At 55.0% G+C, this 16,212-nt stretch carries 16 protein-coding genes and 1 tRNA gene; 12 read left to right on the forward strand and 5 right to left on the reverse strand.

What is annotated here, in order from left to right:
* On the reverse strand, positions 1-529 hold a 529-nt coding region (locus P8O11_RS07165), incomplete at its 3' end, for a branched-chain amino acid ABC transporter permease (RefSeq protein WP_367186850.1).
* Between the two features lie 90 nt (positions 530-619).
* Positions 620-1,966 (reverse strand): substrate-binding protein, encoded by a 1,347-nt coding sequence (locus tag P8O11_RS07170; protein WP_300293162.1) that lies wholly within the window; start codon positions 1,964-1,966, stop codon positions 620-622.
* A gap of 218 nt (positions 1,967-2,184) precedes the next feature.
* Here P8O11_RS07170 and P8O11_RS07175 point away from each other — a divergent pair, with 218 nt between their 5' ends.
* From P8O11_RS07175 to P8O11_RS07195, 5 genes are all read left to right on the forward strand, one after another.
* The gene (locus P8O11_RS07175) at positions 2,185-3,498 is read left to right on the forward strand and encodes a helix-turn-helix transcriptional regulator (RefSeq protein WP_300293164.1); all 1,314 of its coding nucleotides are present in this window, start codon (positions 2,185-2,187) and stop codon (positions 3,496-3,498) included.
* A gap of 113 nt (positions 3,499-3,611) precedes the next feature.
* Complete coding sequence (locus tag P8O11_RS07180) at positions 3,612-3,980, forward strand: response regulator (protein ID WP_300293166.1); 369 nt, start codon at positions 3,612-3,614, stop codon at positions 3,978-3,980.
* On the forward strand, positions 3,977-4,315 hold the full coding sequence (locus P8O11_RS07185; protein ID WP_300293168.1) for a hypothetical protein: 339 nt from the start codon (positions 3,977-3,979) through the stop codon (positions 4,313-4,315). Before P8O11_RS07180 ends, P8O11_RS07185 begins: the two co-directional genes overlap by 4 nt.
* A 68-nt stretch (positions 4,316-4,383) precedes the next feature.
* Positions 4,384-6,993, forward strand: coding sequence for an ATP-binding protein (locus tag P8O11_RS07190; RefSeq protein WP_300293188.1), 2,610 nt, complete (start codon positions 4,384-4,386; stop codon positions 6,991-6,993).
* A gap of 77 nt (positions 6,994-7,070) precedes the next feature.
* Complete coding sequence (locus tag P8O11_RS07195) at positions 7,071-8,207, forward strand: FliM/FliN family flagellar motor switch protein (protein WP_300293170.1); 1,137 nt, start codon at positions 7,071-7,073, stop codon at positions 8,205-8,207.
* On the opposite strand, the gene P8O11_RS07200 is transcribed toward P8O11_RS07195, so the two are convergent.
* On the reverse strand, positions 8,193-10,295 hold the full coding sequence (locus P8O11_RS07200) for an enoyl-CoA hydratase/isomerase family protein (protein WP_300293172.1): 2,103 nt from the start codon (positions 10,293-10,295) through the stop codon (positions 8,193-8,195). The genes P8O11_RS07195 and P8O11_RS07200 overlap by 15 nt on opposite strands.
* Positions 10,296-10,453: 158 nt before the next feature.
* Between P8O11_RS07200 and P8O11_RS07205 the strand changes: the two genes are divergently transcribed.
* From P8O11_RS07205 to P8O11_RS07220, 4 genes are all read left to right on the forward strand, one after another.
* The gene (locus P8O11_RS07205; RefSeq protein WP_300293174.1) at positions 10,454-11,317 is read left to right on the forward strand and encodes an MBL fold metallo-hydrolase; all 864 of its coding nucleotides are present in this window, start codon (positions 10,454-10,456) and stop codon (positions 11,315-11,317) included.
* Positions 11,318-11,388: 71 nt separating this feature from the next.
* Positions 11,389-11,814, forward strand: coding sequence for a YeeE/YedE thiosulfate transporter family protein (locus P8O11_RS07210; RefSeq protein ID WP_300293176.1), 426 nt, complete (start codon positions 11,389-11,391; stop codon positions 11,812-11,814).
* Positions 11,814-12,242 carry a DUF6691 family protein gene (locus P8O11_RS07215; protein WP_300293178.1) on the forward strand — a complete coding sequence of 143 codons (429 nt, stop codon included), beginning with the start codon at positions 11,814-11,816 and terminating at the stop codon, positions 12,240-12,242. Before P8O11_RS07210 ends, P8O11_RS07215 begins: the two co-directional genes overlap by 1 nt.
* 12 nt (positions 12,243-12,254) lie before the next feature.
* The gene (locus tag P8O11_RS07220) at positions 12,255-12,665 is read left to right on the forward strand and encodes a TIGR01244 family sulfur transferase (RefSeq protein ID WP_300293180.1); all 411 of its coding nucleotides are present in this window, start codon (positions 12,255-12,257) and stop codon (positions 12,663-12,665) included.
* A 10-nt stretch (positions 12,666-12,675) separates the two neighbouring features.
* Here P8O11_RS07220 and P8O11_RS07225 read toward each other — a convergent pair whose 3' ends face one another.
* Positions 12,676-12,891: a hypothetical protein gene (locus P8O11_RS07225; RefSeq protein ID WP_300293182.1), complete on the reverse strand. Its 216-nt coding sequence runs from the start codon at positions 12,889-12,891 to the stop codon at positions 12,676-12,678.
* Positions 12,892-13,023: 132 nt separating this feature from the next.
* Here P8O11_RS07225 and P8O11_RS07230 point away from each other — a divergent pair, with 132 nt between their 5' ends.
* A complete protein-coding gene (locus tag P8O11_RS07230; RefSeq protein WP_089888427.1) occupies positions 13,024-13,281 on the forward strand; it encodes a DUF2312 domain-containing protein in 258 nt (85 codons plus the stop codon).
* 17 nt (positions 13,282-13,298) lie between these two features.
* On the opposite strand, the gene P8O11_RS07235 is transcribed toward P8O11_RS07230, so the two are convergent.
* Positions 13,299-14,174: a hypothetical protein gene (locus tag P8O11_RS07235; RefSeq protein ID WP_300293184.1), complete on the reverse strand. Its 876-nt coding sequence runs from the start codon at positions 14,172-14,174 to the stop codon at positions 13,299-13,301.
* 109 nt (positions 14,175-14,283) lie between these two features.
* Between P8O11_RS07235 and P8O11_RS07240 the strand changes: the two genes are divergently transcribed.
* Both P8O11_RS07240 and P8O11_RS07245 read left to right on the forward strand, forming a co-directional pair.
* Positions 14,284-15,945: an iron ABC transporter permease gene (locus P8O11_RS07240; protein WP_300293186.1), complete on the forward strand. Its 1,662-nt coding sequence runs from the start codon at positions 14,284-14,286 to the stop codon at positions 15,943-15,945.
* 40 nt (positions 15,946-15,985) lie between these two features.
* Positions 15,986-16,061: transfer RNA gene (locus tag P8O11_RS07245), tRNA-Thr, on the forward strand.
* Positions 16,062-16,212: the final 151 nt, after the last annotated feature.

Below are 16,212 nucleotides of genomic sequence, written 5' to 3' on the forward strand. Positions count from 1 at the left end.
CTAGAAGCGCGCCGAAGTCAAAGCTGCCAGCAAAGACCTCGGGAGCGGGTGTCGGGATCGGGTTTGCACCGTAGTAGTATTTGATCACCTCTTGCAAAACGATCGCGAGGCCGAACGTCACAAGAATTTGGTCAGCATGGGGACGCTTGTAGAAGTGCTTGATCAAGCCGCGCTCCATGGCATAGCCCACGAAGAGCATGACAGGGACCGTGAACAAGAGTGACAGTGGAACGGCCCAGTCGATTATGGCATCGCCTGTGGTCTGTCCGAACCAGTCATAAATGTGGGGCACCTCGACTTTGAGCGGGTTGCCCAGAAAGTCTTTTTTGGTCTCGTCGATGACGGTGTGGGACCACGTGATAATGCGTGAAAACGTGACGGCGCAAAATGCGCCGATCATGAACAATGCGCCGTGCGCAAAGTTGACAACGCCAAGCGTGCCAAAAATTAGTGTCAGGCCCAGCGCGATCAGCGCATAGGCGGAGCCCTTGTCGAGCCCGTTCAGAATCTGCAGAACGATTGCGTCCATTGTCCCACCCCGGATGTGTTTGGAGAGCCCCTTGACGTGAGGCAGAAGGATTAGGGCGAGCCGAAGCTCGCCCTAAAATGATAGGAGCTATTAAGCGCCTGAGTTACATGTGCCGAGTGCGCCGCCAGCGAACTGGGGGTGATCAGGGGCATAAGTAACTTGATCAACAGGTGTGACTTGAACGATTTCGAGAAGGTCAAACTCTGATGTTGGGTTCTCTTTACCCTTCACGACGAGAACGTCTTTGAAGCACTGGTGGTCTTCAGCACGGTAAAGTGTCTTGCCGTTGCCCATACCGTCAAACTCAAAGCCTTCAAGCGCTTCGACAACGCCACAAGGGTTGAACGTACCGGCACGCTCACAAGCATCTGCATAGAGCAGGGCTTGTACGTAGCATGTGTGAGCAGCCTGTGAGGGCGGGAAGCCGTACTTTTCGCCGAAGGACTTAACGAATGCTTTTGAGCCTTCGTCTGTCAGTGACCAGTGCCAGTTTGTTGAGCCGAAGATGCCCTTAACGTTGGCGCCAGCACCCTTCGCCATCAGGCGTGAGTAGAGCGGAACGACGATTTCGAAGTTCTTGCCGTTAACTTGCTTGTCGCGCAGGCCGAACTGAACCGCGTTTGTCAGCGAGTTTACCATGTTCCCGCCGTAGTGGTTCAGAACGAGAACGTCTGCACCTGACTGGAGAACAGGTGCAATGTAGCTTGAGAAGTCTGTTTGTGTCAGCGGTGTTTTGACCGCGTTCACTGTTTCCCAGCCCATGGCTTCTGTTGACGACTTAACAGCTTCTTCTGTGGTGTAACCCCAGTTGTAGTCTGCTGTCAGGTGGTAGGCTTTACGGTCGGAGCCGTACATTTTCTGAAGCACGGGCGCGAGAGCTGCGCCTGACATGTAAGAGTTGAAGAAGTGGCGGAAGCCATTTGCCTTCTTGTCTTTACCTGTCGTGTCGTTTGAGTGCGTCAGGCCTGCCATGAAGATAACGCCTGCTTCTTGGCAGAGCGCTTGAACAGCAACAGCAACACCTGAAGACGAACCGCCTGTGATCATCACAGCGCCGTCTTTTTCGATCATTGACTTTGCAGAGGCGCGGGCCGCGTCAGACTTTGTCTGCGTGTCGCCTGTGACATATTCGACTTTCTTGCCGAGGATGCCGTTGCCTTTGAGGGCTTTCGAGCTGAACGTGTTCATCAAGCCGCCATCGCCGCCACCGTTGAGGTGTTCGACCGCAAGTTCGTAGGCGCGCAGTTCGTCGGCACCTTCGTCTGCGTATGGGCCTGACTGTGGAACGTTGAAACCAAGTGTGACTGTGCCACCCTTTGGCTCGTTCATGTAGGCAGCAGCCGATGAGGCTGTAAAGATTGTGGGCATTGCGACGCCAGCGCCAAGATAGGCACTCGTCTTAAGCACGCCACGACGTGTAAAGTTGGATGTGGACATATATTCCTCCCGTTACGATTGATGGGGAAGAGCCTCCTCCTGCGCTCCCCCACAGGCACGTTTGTGCAAATACAATATGCATGAGCGACCGAAAATTACGCAACAAGGCATTTTGACATAACAAAAGTTTTGTAAATTACTGAACAGATCATTTGCGCGTTTTGTAAATTTGTTTATGTTGCGATGCAGAAACATGTTGAAACTATAAGAGAATTGCCATGGCCACGCGCACACTTGCCGGCAGTCGCATCAGAGAGCGGCGCATTGCTCAGGGGCTGAGACAGGCCGATTTGGCCCTAGCTGTTGGTATATCTCCCTCTTATCTTAATCTAATCGAGCACAACCGCCGTAGAATCGGAGGCAAGTTGCTACAGTCTCTGGCGCACCGACTTGAGGTTGATCCTTCGCTTTTGGCGGAGGGGGCAGAGCAAGAAGTGATTGCGCGGCTTGGCAACGTGGCGGCGCGGCTCGGGGAAGAGATTGGCGTATCTTCGAGCGCGGATTTTGCAAACCGGTTTCCCGGCTGGGCCAATCTTGTGATCCGCGCGGGGCGACGTATTGATGAACTTGAGCGCAATGTTGAAACGCTGACCGACCGTTTGACCCATGATCCTCATTTGGCGGCAACGCTGCATGAGGTTCTGTCAACCGTGACGGCAATCCGCTCGACGGCCTCTATTTTGTCAGATACCCGCGAGATTGAACCAGAGTGGCGCGACCGTTTTCACCGGAACATCAATGAAGATGCAGGTCGTCTTGCAGACCGAGCGCAAGCTTTGGTCGGGTTTCTCGATGGCGCCAGCGATACCCAGAGCGAAGTTGGCTCGCCGCAAGAAGAGGTGGCTGGATTTTTGAGTGCCTACGGGTGGCATTTTCCTGCTCTTGAAGAGGGGCGTGCGGGTGCGGTTGAGAGCTATTTAGGCGGTGCGGTGCAAATAAAATCGTCCAGCGCGCTAGCGATCGCAGGGAAATACCTTGATTGTTACGTGGAGGATGCCGAGCGTATGCCGCTTGCCGCAATCCGTGCGGCGATTGATCAACAAGGGCCAGATCCTCTCAGGCTCTCTACTCTTTTGGGGCAGGATCTGGCCAGTGTCATGCGCCGCTTGGCGACATTGCCCGAGCATGGCTTTGGGCTTGTTGTGTGCGATGCGTCAGGGACAATGTTGTATCGCAAGCCAACCGATGGGTTTTCTATACCACGATTTGGGGCGCTTTGCCCGCTCTGGCCTTTGTTTCAAGCCTTGAGCCGTCCGATGATGCCTTTGTCGCAGCGGGTCTTGATGCCTGGACGAGGTGGGATGAGCGAGGCGCTCTTTGATACCTATGCTGTGGCGCAGGCTGTCTTGAGCACGGATTATGGCGCGGACCCGCTTTTAGAAGCGACGATGCTGATTGCGCCTCCCAATTTGGACGGGCAAGGCCAAGGACGCGAAAGCGCTGGTCGGCTGATCGGTGCGAGCTGTCGTATTTGTCCGCGAGAGAGCTGCGCGGCAAGGCGAGAACCCTCGATTGTTTCGGTCCGCTTTTGAGGCTGCGATGCATTGAACACGCGTTCTGCTTTTGACAGGCGCACCTTTTGTGGTGATAAAGGATTTACCCCAGCGATAACCCGCGCGGGGGGCGTCAGGGGAGGGACGACAATATGGGGAAAACCGTGGTTCTGGTCGAAGATGAACCGAACATTATTGAGGCAATAAGTTTTATTTTGTCTCGGGATGGATGGGGAGTGCATACGCACTCTAACGGAGATACCGCGCTGGCGGCGTTGGAAAGCAAAGCACCTGATTTGATTGTGCTGGATGTTATGCTGCCGGGGCGCAGCGGGTTTGATATTTTGCGCGATATTCGAAGCCATGAGACGCTTGGTGAGACGCCTGTCATGATGCTGACTGCGCGTGGGCAAACAAAAGACCGAGAGCGCGCGATGGAGCTGGGTGCAAGTCTCTTTATGACCAAACCGTTTTCAAACTCTGATGTGCTGGCTGCTGTGCGAGAGCTGGCAGGCGCGTGACAGAGCCTGATGCCTCAACGGCTGCACTGGCCGCGAAACCTTCTCTGAGCTCTGCGCGACGCAGGCCGTCAGAGGGCCAGCTCTTCTTGCCAAAAGACACATATCGCGAGCGGCGTGCTGTGGATGCGATTCGATTGTGGCCCATCTTGGGCGTGATTTGCTTTGTATTGCCGATCATTTGGACTGGCGCCGCCAAAAGTAACGTTGGCGCAATGGGTTATCTCTTTAGTGTATGGGCTGTGATGATCTTGGGTGGCGCGCTTTTGAGCCGACGCTTGCGTGGTGAGGCGGATGCACAGTCCGCCAACGCTCTTAAAGAAGACACAGAACTTTGAATACCGCCGTCAATATTCTAGCGCTCATTTGCGCGGCCTATGCGGCGCTCTTGTTTTTTGTTGCATTTATGGCCGAGCGGGCCGCCAAGCGTGGGCGGGGGCGCTGGCTTCAGTCGCCGATTGTCTACACGCTTTCGCTTTCGATCTACTGTACCGCCTGGACATTTTACGGGGCAGTCGGGTTTGCTGCGCGCTCTGGGCTTGAATATTTGACGATCTATATTGGCCCGAGCCTTGTGATGATTGGCTGGTGGTGGGTGTTGCGCAAGCTGGTGCGAGTGGGCCGTGCGCAGCGGATCACGTCGATTGCAGATCTTATTTCCAACCGCTTTGGGAAATCCAATACACTTGCTGTGATGATCACCCTGATGGCTGTTGCAGGGACCACACCATATATTGCGCTTCAATTGCAGTCGGTCACGTTGTCGTTTTCTGCGTTTGCAGCGGCTGGGCCAGGCGATGCGGGCCCCACCTTGGGAAACAGCGAGGCCACGGCGTTTTGGGTCGCCACGGGGCTCGCGCTTTTTACTGTGCTGTTTGGCACGCGTAATCTTGATGTGAACGAGCGCCACCACGGGGTTGTGATGGCGATTGCGCTTGAGGCTGTCGTCAAGCTTCTGGCGCTTATAGCAGTTGGTGTGTTCGTTGTCTGGGGGCTTGGGGGCGGGCTGACCAAAGTGATTTCTCAGATCGAAGCCAGCGAGATTGCCACATGGGAGATTGCGCCTTCTCGGTGGGTTGCGCTGACTGCGCTGTCAGCGGCGGCATTTTTGACGCTGCCACGGATGTTTCAGGTCTTGGTTGTGGAAAATGACGATGAGCGCCACCTGCGCTTTGCTGCTTGGGCCTTCCCGACCTATCTCTTGTTGATCAGTCTTTTCATTGTGCCGATCGCTGTCGTCGGGCGCAGTATTCTGCCTGAGGGGACAAATCCGGATCTTTATGTTCTGTCGATCCCGTTGACGTCGGGAAATACGGGACTTGCCGTGATGTCGTTTCTTGGCGGGTTTTCCTCAGCCACCTCGATGGTGATCGTCGCGGCAATTGCGCTCTCGACGATGGTGTCCAACCATATCGTGATGCCGATCTGGTTGCGGCTGATGGGCGGCGGAGCGCTAATGTCAGGGGATTTGCGAAATGTGGTGCTGCTGTCGCGGCGGTTCTCGATCATTGGCGTCGTATTTTTGGGGTATGTTTATTATCGCATCTCTGGCGGGGGGGCGGCTCTGGCTGCAATTGGTCTTGTGTCTTTTGCGGGGGTGGCGCAGTTTTTGCCTGCTTTGTTGGGCGGTTTGTTTTGGCGTGGCTCAACCCGAAACGGTGCGGTGGCGGGTCTTCTTTTGGGCTTTTCCATCTGGATTTGGACGATGTTTTTGCCAAGCTTTGGGCCTGATGCGGCGCTCACGGCGTCTGTCTTTTCTGAGGGTCCTTGGGGCATCGGTGCGCTCAGGCCCCAAGCTTTGTTCGGGTTTGAGGGTTTGGATTCGCTTGTGCACGCGGTTTTTTGGAGCCTTAGTCTGAATACTTTGGCTTTTATTGTCGTATCTCTCGTGAGCTTCCCCGCGCCGCTCGAACGCTTGCAGGGCGCGCAGATTGTCGATGTGTTTCGACATTCAACACGAGGGCAGCGCTGGCGCGGTGGGATGGTGCAAAGTGAAGATCTGTTGCTTATGGCGCAGCGGATCATTGGTGCAACTCAAGCGCAGAGCCTGTTTCGACGCGTAGCGCGCGCGCAGGGGCTTGAAGGCTATTTGCCAGAACCAACACCTGAGTTTCTCAACCAGTTGGAGCGCGAATTGTCTGGCTCTGTTGGCGCCGCGACAGCACATGCCATGGTTGGGCAGATTGTCGGCGGTGCGGCTGTCTCAGTGGATGATCTGATTGCTGTGGCGGATGAGGCGGCGCAAATCATGGAATATTCGAGCCAGCTTGAAGCCAAATCCGAAGAACTCAGCCGCACGGCGCGCCAGCTGCGAGAAGCAAACGAAAAGCTGACCGAGCTTTCGCATCAGAAAGATGCATTTTTGAGCCAGATCAGCCATGAGTTGCGCACGCCTATGACGTCAATCCGCGCGTTTTCTGAAATTTTGCGCGATGGGGAAGGGCTGACAAGCCAAGAACAGAGCAAATACAGTTCAATCATCAATAGTGAATCGGTGCGTCTCACGCGTCTTCTGGACGATCTTCTAGATTTGAGTGTTCTGGAAAATGGCCAAGTCTCGATGAATGTTGAGCAAGGCCCACTCGTTGATGTTCTTGATCGGGCGGTGTCTGCTGTCGGCCTCTCCGGGAAGCTAGAGATCGTGCGGCGGCGTGAGCGAGAACAGGTTGTGCTCAACACAGATCTTGACCGTCTAAGCCAGGTTTTCATCAATCTGATTGCCAATGCCCAAAAGTACTGTGCGGCGCCTAATCCGACCCTCAAGATCATCGCGCGGGCGAAAGACGGGCGCTTGAATGTCGACTTTGTGGATAACGGAACAGGGATCACGCGCGACGACCAGCGGGTTATTTTTGAGAAATTTTCCCGTTTGGGTGATGATCGAGAGAGCGGGGCGGGGCTTGGTCTTGCGATTTGTCGTGAGGTTATGGAGCGTCTTGGCGGCACAATCAGCTATTTGCCCGGGCAGGGAGGGACCGCGTTTAGGGTATCTTTACCTCTAGGTGAAAAAGGCTGAACAGCCCTTATTAATCTCGTTTGATAAGAAGATGGTAACGGATTGACGCTAGACCCGAAGGACACACACCGCAAAGAATGGCGGCGGAGGCTATGGGCGAAATCAGTGCAAATGACGTTTTGCGCCGAAAGGCGCGGGCAGGGCTCGAGGAGCGCAAAGCGCGGCTGATGTCGGCTGCGCGCGCGATGGGTCTGTCTTTGTCGCGTGCGGCTGAAACATTGTTTGAGCTGGCTGTGAGTGTCTCTGATGTCTTCGAAGAGCAGCTGAGCCAAGAAGCGCTGATGCGCTCGGTTGACGCGGAAATGCTGCTTGTTTTGCTGGATGGACCGCAGGGTGCATTGGGGGTCATGGGAATAGATCTGCCTTTGGTAAACGGCATCGTTGAGAAACAGACGATTGGACGTGTCAGTGAACGTGTAGGAGCAAGCCGTGCCGCCACTGCGACGGATGCGGCCCTGATTGCGCCTTATATTACGCGGGTCCTTGAAGGCATGAGCGAGGAGCTCAGCATAAAAGATCGCGCGTTGACTGAAGGGTTTGCGTTTGGGGCACGTATTGAAAGCAAGCGGCACTTGGGTCTTTTGCTGGAGGTTCCTGACTATCGAGTGCTGCGGGCGCAGATTGAGCTTGAAAGCGGAGTGAAGCGGGGAGAACTGGTTCTGTGTCTGCCGATTGGGACCCCAGAGAGCGTGAACGCGACACAGATAAAGGCGGCCTCCAAAACGGCTGATACGCAGGACGTTAGGCGGCTGCGCGATGGAGCGTTGATGGAGGCCAGAGCGGTTGTGCGCGCTGTGATTCACCGTCGCCAAATGACATTGGGTGAACTCTCCAATTTGAAGGTTGGGGAGCAGCTTCGCTTTGGAGCGGGGGCTTTGGCGCGGGTCGAACTTGATATGGGTGTCGGGGCCACCAGCTTGGGCCCTTGCAAGCTGGGCAAGCAAGACGGGATGCGCGCTTTGAAGTTGCAGTTTGGCGCGAGAGCGCAGATCAAGACGCCGTTTGAGCCTATGGGAGAGGCAGATATTTGGCTGGCGGAGGATGCCTTGCAGGAGGCGTATTCAGGTTCGGTAGCGCAGCCGCCGATGCAGCCAATCACCGTCGATGATTTGCCTGATCTAAGCCATTTGCCAGGGTTTGAGGCAGAGGGCGTCACGACAGACCCGTTTGAGCAACTCAGCGGGCTAGAGGAAGATATTTCACAAGTAGGCTGAGGCGCCTTGGCCAGGTTTTGCGAAGCTTTCACCGTTTTTGATCATGTCTCGTAGCCGATCAGGTTCTGCAAAGAATTCTGGGCGCAGGGGCTTGAGCCTGCGCAGAGACATTTGAAAACTGGTAAGTCCCATGGCTTCGGCCTCAAAGAAGGGGCCGCCGTATTCAGGCGTAAATCCAAGTGTTGCGGTTGCTATCTGATCCAGCTCCCACGGCGTTGCGACGATGCCTGCTTCGATCAAGCGTGATCCAGCTGAACAGAGTGCAATTGTCGCAAGAAGCGTCACTTCGGTACCTCTCGGAGGCTCGGGGGGTGGACCATAACCTGTCTGGCTAATTTGGCTGCGCCAATGGGCAACCGTCTTATAGGCTTCCTCTGTGAGTTTGCTACGTGATGGATCAAAAGCCGATGTGCCTTTGCCGCCTTCAAAGCCAGCCTTGAGAAATGCGGCATTGAGGCCTGGGGCTGCGCTTTCCAAAACATCGCCAAAAAACGCGTTTATCCGAAACGGTTGGGCGCGCTGGCCCTCGGCGTTTTGTGCGGCATATGGCTTGACCCGACAGGGCAAGGCGGCATCTACGGCCTCTGGACGCGCGCCTTGTGCCACGGCTTCTTCGGCTGCGAGACATAGCGCCGTAAAGAGGCGCGAGGAGACCAAGCCGTTTTGGGCAGCCTGAAACGAGGACGTTATTCCGAGACGTCTGAGCGCGGATAACATCGGCGCTTGATGACGCTCTGTGCGCGCAAACTCGGGCTTTAGTGCAATTTCCGCCAGTTCTCCGCTGCCGATGTCGGGGTGAAGTTGCAGGGCAGCGACTTTTGGCGTCATCAGCTCGCTGAACTCGGCTGCGCCACTGCGCATCCCTGACGTTAGCAGCAGGACTGTGTTCTCGGCACAATGTGCTTTGATTTGTTTGATTAAGCCGCTGATCTCATTGAACGCGTTTCCACCCGTCTGTGTGGCGCACTCAATGACAAAGTCAGATGATTTTAGACTTTCAAACCCAGCCCCTTCGGACAATAAATTCATACTTGTTTCGACTTGGCTGACTGGCAGCATCCTGCGGGCAACGCGTCTTCTCAACTCTTCTTCAATCACGTTCTGGAAGGCGGCAAAACTTTCGTTTTCTAAGGTGATAATCTGGACAGGCAGATTTGCGCGCATGGCGTGGAGCGTGATGCTGCGAGCTTGTTTGCCTGTACCCACGAGTGTGAGACCGGCTGGCGCATGGGTGTTCGGATGACCGCGCAAGCTGGCGAGCTTTGCCGCGCGGCGATAGGTTTGGCTGCGTGACAGATGTGTTTGTTGGAGATCTTCATTCTGGATGCCTGCAAACCGGAGCGCTGCGCTTTTCGGAAGGAGCTGAACGGCTTCCAGAGCTGCAAGGGCTGCCTCTTTTTGCGCAGAAGCCACTGTTGGGTTGGGGCGCTCTTGGCGTATGGCATTGATTTCGGCTTGATAGCGGATTGGGTCTGCCAGCGCAGGGGTGCGTTTTTTTGGCGTTACGTGGAGGCTTCGCGCAAGCTCGGCGGCCTCACCCACGACGTTTTGAACAACGATTTTATCGAAGAGTGGCGCGAGACGGGGTTGGGAGACGGGAATGTCTGAAAGGGTTTCGAGAAGTCTGATGCTGTAGCGCGGGCCAAGTGTTGTTGTGAGTGTGTAAATGGCCGCTGCACTCGGAAGTTGTCCGAGTTGAAGGCTTGGCAAGCAAATACGGCTGGCATGATGAATAACACGCGCTTGAGCGGCGAGGGCAAGCTCAAGCCCTGCGTCGGTAATACGTCCGCGCAATGCGGCTACAACAGGCATTGGGGCATGGCTGATTAGGGTGGTGAGCACATCAAGGCTTGGACTGGCTTGGCCAAGCTGGCGCTCGGCTAAGGGCAGGTCAATATCGAAGGCCGCGCCTTCACCCGTGATAACGATCGCGTCAATATCAGGCGTTGTGAAGATCTCTGAGAGCACGGCCTCAAGCTCAGCGCGCAAACTTTGGGAAAATCTGCCTGCGGGAGGGCGTGAGAGGGTTAAAACGGCGATACGATTGCCTATTTTTGTTGAGATAAATGCACTTGGCGGGCGTATCACAGCGATGCTCCGTTCCTTTAATGAGACGAGTTTTCCGCCCAACGCAGTTATTGGCAAGCATTAGCGTTCTTTTGGAAAAGGTTGACGAGAGTGTTTGACATATAGCATATTTTGAATATATCATATGGCAGACACCAAGACTGGCCAAGGAGGGCAAGATGAAAGCCGAAGTAAAAGGGTTTTTTGACGATGCGACCAACACGATTTCCTATGTGGTGAAAGACCCTTCGGGAAGCGCTTGCGCGATCATCGATTCTGTTTTGGACTTTGACTATGCCTCTGGGCGTACAGATACGCGTTCGGCGGATGCGGTGATTGCCTATGTTGAGCAGGAAGGTCTCAAAGTGGAGTGGCTTTTGGAAAGCCATGTGCATGCCGACCACCTCTCGGCTGCGCCCTATTTGCAGGAGCGTGTGGGCGGCAAGATCGGGATCGGCGCGCAGATCGTTACTGTGCAGGATACCTTTGGAAAAGTGTTCAACGAAGGCACAGAGTTTCAGCGGGATGGCAGCCAATTTGACCAGCTGTTTCAAGAGGGCGATAGCTTTCAGATCGGGCAGTTGCGCGGCGATGTCTTGCACACCCCGGGGCACACACCCGCTTGCATGACATATGTGATCAGTGACGCTGCCTTCGTCGGCGACACACTCTTCATGCCCGACTTTGGGACCGCACGTTGCGACTTTCCTGGTGGGTCGTCGGATGTTCTGTTTGAATCTGTACAGAAAATTCTCAGCTTGCCTGAGGAGACACGCATTTTTGTGGGGCATGATTACAAAGCTCCCGGGCGCGACGAGTTTGCTTGGGAGACAACTGTGGGCGAGCAAAAAGCGGCCAACATCCATGTGGGTGAAGGGCGTTCAAAAGGCGAGTTTGTAAAAATGCGCGATGAGCGAGACGCAACATTGGCGATGCCAAAGCTGATCATTCCGTCGTTGCAGGTTAATATGCGAGCAGGGCAGATGCCGCCTGCGGACGAGCAGGGGGACGTCTTTTTGAAAGTTCCCGTTAACAAAATATAGCTCTCATAGGCGAGACAAGATATTGGCTCATGCGAACGGGCCAAACCAACAGGACAAAAGGAAACGTGAAAATGGAACCAGATTGGATCTGGGGGCTCGGTGGCGGGCTTCTTATCGGACTTGGCGGCGCAGTGCTGCTGTGGGGCAACGGGCGGATCATGGGCGCTAGTGGCATCCTTGGTGGCTTGGTTGACGGAACGGGGCGCCATGATTGGCGTGAGCGGCTCGCGTTTCTCGGGGGCACATTTCTGATGCCTTTGGTGCTCTATCCGCTGTTCACGAAGGTCGACACACACATTAGCCAAAGCGCAGTTGTGCTTGTTCTGGCAGGTCTCTTGGTGGGAGTCGGAACGCGTGTGGCCAATGGCTGTACGTCGGGGCACGGTGTGTGTGGGATTTCACGGCTTTCGCTGCGCGGGATCATCGCAACCTTGTTCTATCTGCTTGCTGGCGGCGTGAGCGTTTTGCTCTTTCGTCATGTTTGGGAGGTGATCTGATGCGGGTTCTGTTTTCGCTTTTGTCAGGCGCGCTCTTTGGTGCAGGCCTGTTTATTTCTGGAATGACCGACACGAACAAGGTTCAAGGTTGGCTCGATATCTTTGGTAACTGGGATCCGACACTGGCTTTTGTCCTTGGTGGTGCGATTGTACCCATGTTCATTGCTTGGCGGCTCACAAAGGGGCGGCGCCCAGTCACTGCGGCGCAGTTTCCTCCGCAACCGCCTGTAGAGATTGATCGACGTTTGGCCTTTGGCTCGCTTCTGTTTGGGGCAGGGTGGGGCCTTGCTGGGCTTTGTCCGGGCCCTGCGATTGCCTCGCTTGGCTATGGCGGGACCTTTCATTGGGTGTTTTTTGCTGCGATGCTCGCCGGCATGTGGCTTACGCCGTACATTTTGCGCTTTGTTCAGCGCCCAACTGCTGCATAGAAGGAGCCTGACATGGTTCATCAAGTGACTGACACCTATTTTGTATCTCCCCAGATCACTCCAGAGGCGATGGCTCAATTGGCCGAGCACGGCTTTAGTGATGTGATTTGCAACCGCCCTGACAGCGAGATTGGCCCTGAGCTACAGCATGATGTGATGGAACAAGCAGCGAAAGCTGCAGGACTTGTTTTTCACTTTCATCCATTGGTGCACCAAAGCCTTCTGGAGACGTCTAACTCTGAGCGCCAACGTGACATTCTTTCTGGCGCTGAAGGTAAGGTTTTGGCCTACTGTGCGTCAGGCAACCGGAGTTCTGTTGTCTGGGCGCTCGGGCAGGCAGGTGTGTTGCCTGCCGACCAGATTATCGATGCGGCTGCTGGAGCGGGTTACGATTTGAGCCAGCTGCGCCCGATGCTTGGATAGGCGCCAAGATTTAGCCCAGAAGCACCCCTGCGACGACGCAGCCAAGGCCCAAGGCTGATAGACCCAGTGCGCCCAAGTTCCATGGCAAAACAGCCTGAACGCGGGCGCGCAGGGCTTCATCTGATAGGTTTTCGCGGCGTGCGGCGTTAACTTTGAAGATCGACCAAATGAGGCCGATGAGGCCCAAGACAGTCAGGGCTGCGCCAGTATAAACGAGGTATTCCATGGGACACTCCTTTGCTTGGAAGAGCGCCTAGCGCATGATTGGCCGTACGGCAAGGGAAACACCTTGCAGGACGGGCGGCGGGGCGCTAGCAAGGCAGCCTAAAGACAGCAAAGCCAGACTGGAGAGCACGCTATGGACGACACTTCAACACCATCAAGTTACCGTGTGACCGCAGACGAGCTGCGCCAGTTTATCGAGCGCTTCGAGCGGCTTGAGGCGGAGAAAAAAGACATCGCTGAGCAGCAAAAAGAAGTCATGGCTGAGGCGAAAGCCCGCGGTTATGACACAAAGGTGCTGCGAAAGGTTGTGGCTTTGCGCAAGCGCGACGCGGACGATATTGCTGAAGAAGAAGCGATGCTTGAAATGTACAAAGAAGCACTGGGTATGTGAGCGCTTTGGCCAGTCTCTCAGGGCGCGATGTAGTTCACGCCCGGGATACGGCTGATTTCAAAGACGTCTTCATCATAAATATCGCTGAGCTCATCAACGAGGGCCTCTGTCCATCCGGGCAGATCGAGCTCCTCCTCGATCATGTCATCCCGGCCAAATTTATCTAAAAACGCCGAGATCACGCGGCGTTTTTGCATTTCTGATAGATCGACGTTGTCTGCCAGATATGCGCGAAAACGCTTTATGCCCTCAGATGTCATGATCTCGGAGATCAGATCAAAACCGCCTTTTATTTTTTCATTTGGGTTTATCCCCGCGAGTTCGCGGATCACTTGCCCCCAGATGAGGGGCGTGTCTTCGTTACACCAGACAGTAAGTGAGACACTCGGATTGTTTTCGCGGATGAGATAGATCAGGTCGGACCAGCGCAGATCGCGGGAGTCTGCACCGAAAGTCATATCGGCAAAGTCTTCAAATTTTGTGCGCCGAAACTGTGCTGGCAAATAAGTTGCAGGATTGCAGATGCCCAGGAATACTTCGATGTCGTCGCCCTCAAACAGCTCCGAAAGAAGCTGCACGCGCTCATGACCTTTGTCATAAAATTGTCCACCGCGCAGCGCCATATTGGGCACGCAGAAGAAGTTCTCATTGGACAGTAGAAGGCGTTCGCAGTTTTCTTCCTCAAGAATGGCTTCGATCATAATATCGCGCGCATCTGGACTTGGCGCGTTTTCGTGCATCGCCAGAAGCGTCTGGTGCAAGAGTTTACGATAGCGGCTCGGAGGTGGGACATTGACACCAAGATTGGAAAAGTCAGGGCGGTTTTTGAGCAGGCATTTGATGATACGATCCTCATCAGTATTATGTGCGCCAGCGTGAAAGACGATTTGCATGGACGGCCCTTACTTTTAACTCACCTTCTGCTTCTCTTTTTAGCGCAGGTTTATGTCTAATATACGGTCTTTTCTGGACAGTTAAACCTCAATCGGGCATGAGCGAAGCATGGATAAAGCGCTCTCTTCTGCAAAGCCGCAGTCGCGGCTGAAGCCCGACCCTTGGTCAGTTACGGCCTTGTTGATTTCTTTGGTGGTGCTCGCGCCTATTGTGGCGGTGGGTACGCTGGCGCTCTTTCCGAGCGAGAACATATGGCCCCATCTCCTTGCAACCACATTGCCGCGCTACTTGGGAAATACGCTCATTTTGATGTCAGGCGTGGGGCTGTTGGCGGCGCTTGTCGGGACAGGTGCGGCATGGCTGATTGCGCGCTACGAATTTCCTATGGCACGCTGGTTTGAGTGGCTTTTGCTTTTGCCCTTGGCTGTGCCTGCCTATGTGGGGGCCTACGCGCTTGTGGATCTTCTGGAATACGCGGGTCCTGTGCAAACGGCGTTGCGGGCGGCCTTTGGTTGGGAGGGCGCGCGCGACTACTGGTTCCCAGAGATCCGCTCGCTGGGCTCGGCCATCATCGTGCTTGCAGCGGCGCTTTACCCCTATGTCTATCTGCTCGCACGCGCGGCGTTTCATGAGCAGTCAGGGGCGAGTGAAGAAGTGGCTATGTCACTGGGGCAGGGCGCTCTACAGCGGCTCAGACGCATAGGCCTGCCTCTCGCGCGACCTGCTGTAGCGGCAGGCACGGCGATCGTGATGATGGAAGCGGTCAATGATTTTGGTACTGTCGACTATTTTGCCGTGCAAACCTTGACGACAGGTATTTTTAGCACGTGGCTCGAGGGCAATAACGCAGGTGGTGCGGCACAGATTGCCTGTGTTGTCCTGCTCTTGGTTATATGTCTCGTAACATTGGAAAAGATCTCGCGGCGCAAGGCCCGTTTCTTTAACCAAGGGGGACGGCATAGGGCGATTTCACGCAAGCGGCTACGGGGCGGCTGGGCGCTCTTGGCCACATTGGGCTGCGCTTTGCCATTTACCGTTGGGTTTATGATCCCTGCAGGGACCATCCTGATCCATGCGCTTGCACGAGCCGAGCTCTGGGCTGACCCCGCGCTTTATAAGGCGGCATGGAACACGGTGGTTGTTGGCTCCCTGGCTGCCTTTCTCACCGTGACGGGGGGGCTTTTGCTCGTCTATGGTGTGCGGCTCTCAGGGCGTACGCTGCCGCGCTTGCTGCAGCCTATCACGACGATTGGGTATGCGGCGCCTGGGGCCGTATTGGCGGTTGGTATTTTGCTGCCCTTGGCAACGTTTGACAATGCATTGGCTGATTTTGTTCTTGGGCTGACAGGTTTTGATCCAGGGCTGATTCTGACGGGCTCGTCGTTTGCGTTGGTGCTGGCTTACTTTGTGCGATTCTTTGCAATTGGGCAGGGGGCTGCAGATGCGGCGCTAGAGCGGGTTTCGCCCTCGCTCTCAATGGCTGCGCGCTCTTTGGGGCGGCGTCAGGGGCAAGTTTTAAAAGAAGTTTATATGCCTCTGATCAAAGGCTCTGTTGGCTCGGCGCTTTTGCTGGTTTTTGTGGATTGTGTGAAAGAGTTGCCTGCGACTTTGCTTTTGCGGCCCTTCAACTACGACACTTTGGCAACGCGGGTTCATGATCAGGCAAGCTTGGAGAACCTTTCTGACGCTGCGCCAGCAGCTATTTTTATCATAGTTGTAAGCCTTTTTGCTGTGATCTTGCTCGCACGCGCAAATAGGACAAATTTTTAGCTTGCACAGGCGAGAATCCTGCCTTAAATCCCCCCGCAGTGCCCCTATAGCTCAGCTGGTAGAGCAATTGATTTGTAATCAATAGGTCCGCGGTTCGAGTCCGTGTGGGGGCACCACAATATCAATAACTTAGCAGTTTCCGGCTTCGCTCTCGCATTTTTCAGCGAGACGCTCAGCGAGACAAAACGGCGTAGAACTACGCTATTTAGCGGTATTGGTGACTTGTTTTTGGCCTCAGAGTTAAGCACGCGCGCGGGCGCACGCGGC

This window comes from Lentibacter sp., from assembly GCF_029254145.1.
Taxonomy (GTDB): domain Bacteria; phylum Pseudomonadota; class Alphaproteobacteria; order Rhodobacterales; family Rhodobacteraceae; genus Lentibacter.

Coding starts and splice junctions, on each gene's coding strand:
- P8O11_RS07180 (WP_300293166.1), top strand. CDS start 3,612: ATGGGGAAAACCGTGGTTCTGGTCGAAGATGAACCGAACATTATTGAG.
- P8O11_RS07210 (WP_300293176.1), top strand. CDS start 11,389: ATGGAACCAGATTGGATCTGGGGGCTCGGTGGCGGGCTTCTTATCGGA.
- P8O11_RS07220 (WP_300293180.1), top strand. CDS start 12,255: ATGGTTCATCAAGTGACTGACACCTATTTTGTATCTCCCCAGATCACT.
- P8O11_RS07235 (WP_300293184.1), bottom strand. CDS start 14,174: ATGCAAATCGTCTTTCACGCTGGCGCACATAATACTGATGAGGATCGT.
- P8O11_RS07225 (WP_300293182.1), bottom strand. CDS start 12,891: ATGGAATACCTCGTTTATACTGGCGCAGCCCTGACTGTCTTGGGCCTC.
- P8O11_RS07205 (WP_300293174.1), top strand. CDS start 10,454: ATGAAAGCCGAAGTAAAAGGGTTTTTTGACGATGCGACCAACACGATT.
- P8O11_RS07215 (WP_300293178.1), top strand. CDS start 11,814: ATGCGGGTTCTGTTTTCGCTTTTGTCAGGCGCGCTCTTTGGTGCAGGC.
- P8O11_RS07170 (WP_300293162.1), bottom strand. CDS start 1,966: ATGTCCACATCCAACTTTACACGTCGTGGCGTGCTTAAGACGAGTGCC.
- P8O11_RS07195 (WP_300293170.1), top strand. CDS start 7,071: ATGGCGGCGGAGGCTATGGGCGAAATCAGTGCAAATGACGTTTTGCGC.
- P8O11_RS07240 (WP_300293186.1), top strand. CDS start 14,284: ATGGATAAAGCGCTCTCTTCTGCAAAGCCGCAGTCGCGGCTGAAGCCC.
- P8O11_RS07190 (WP_300293188.1), top strand. CDS start 4,384: ATGGCCGAGCGGGCCGCCAAGCGTGGGCGGGGGCGCTGGCTTCAGTCG.
- P8O11_RS07175 (WP_300293164.1), top strand. CDS start 2,185: ATGGCCACGCGCACACTTGCCGGCAGTCGCATCAGAGAGCGGCGCATT.
- P8O11_RS07230 (WP_089888427.1), top strand. CDS start 13,024: ATGGACGACACTTCAACACCATCAAGTTACCGTGTGACCGCAGACGAG.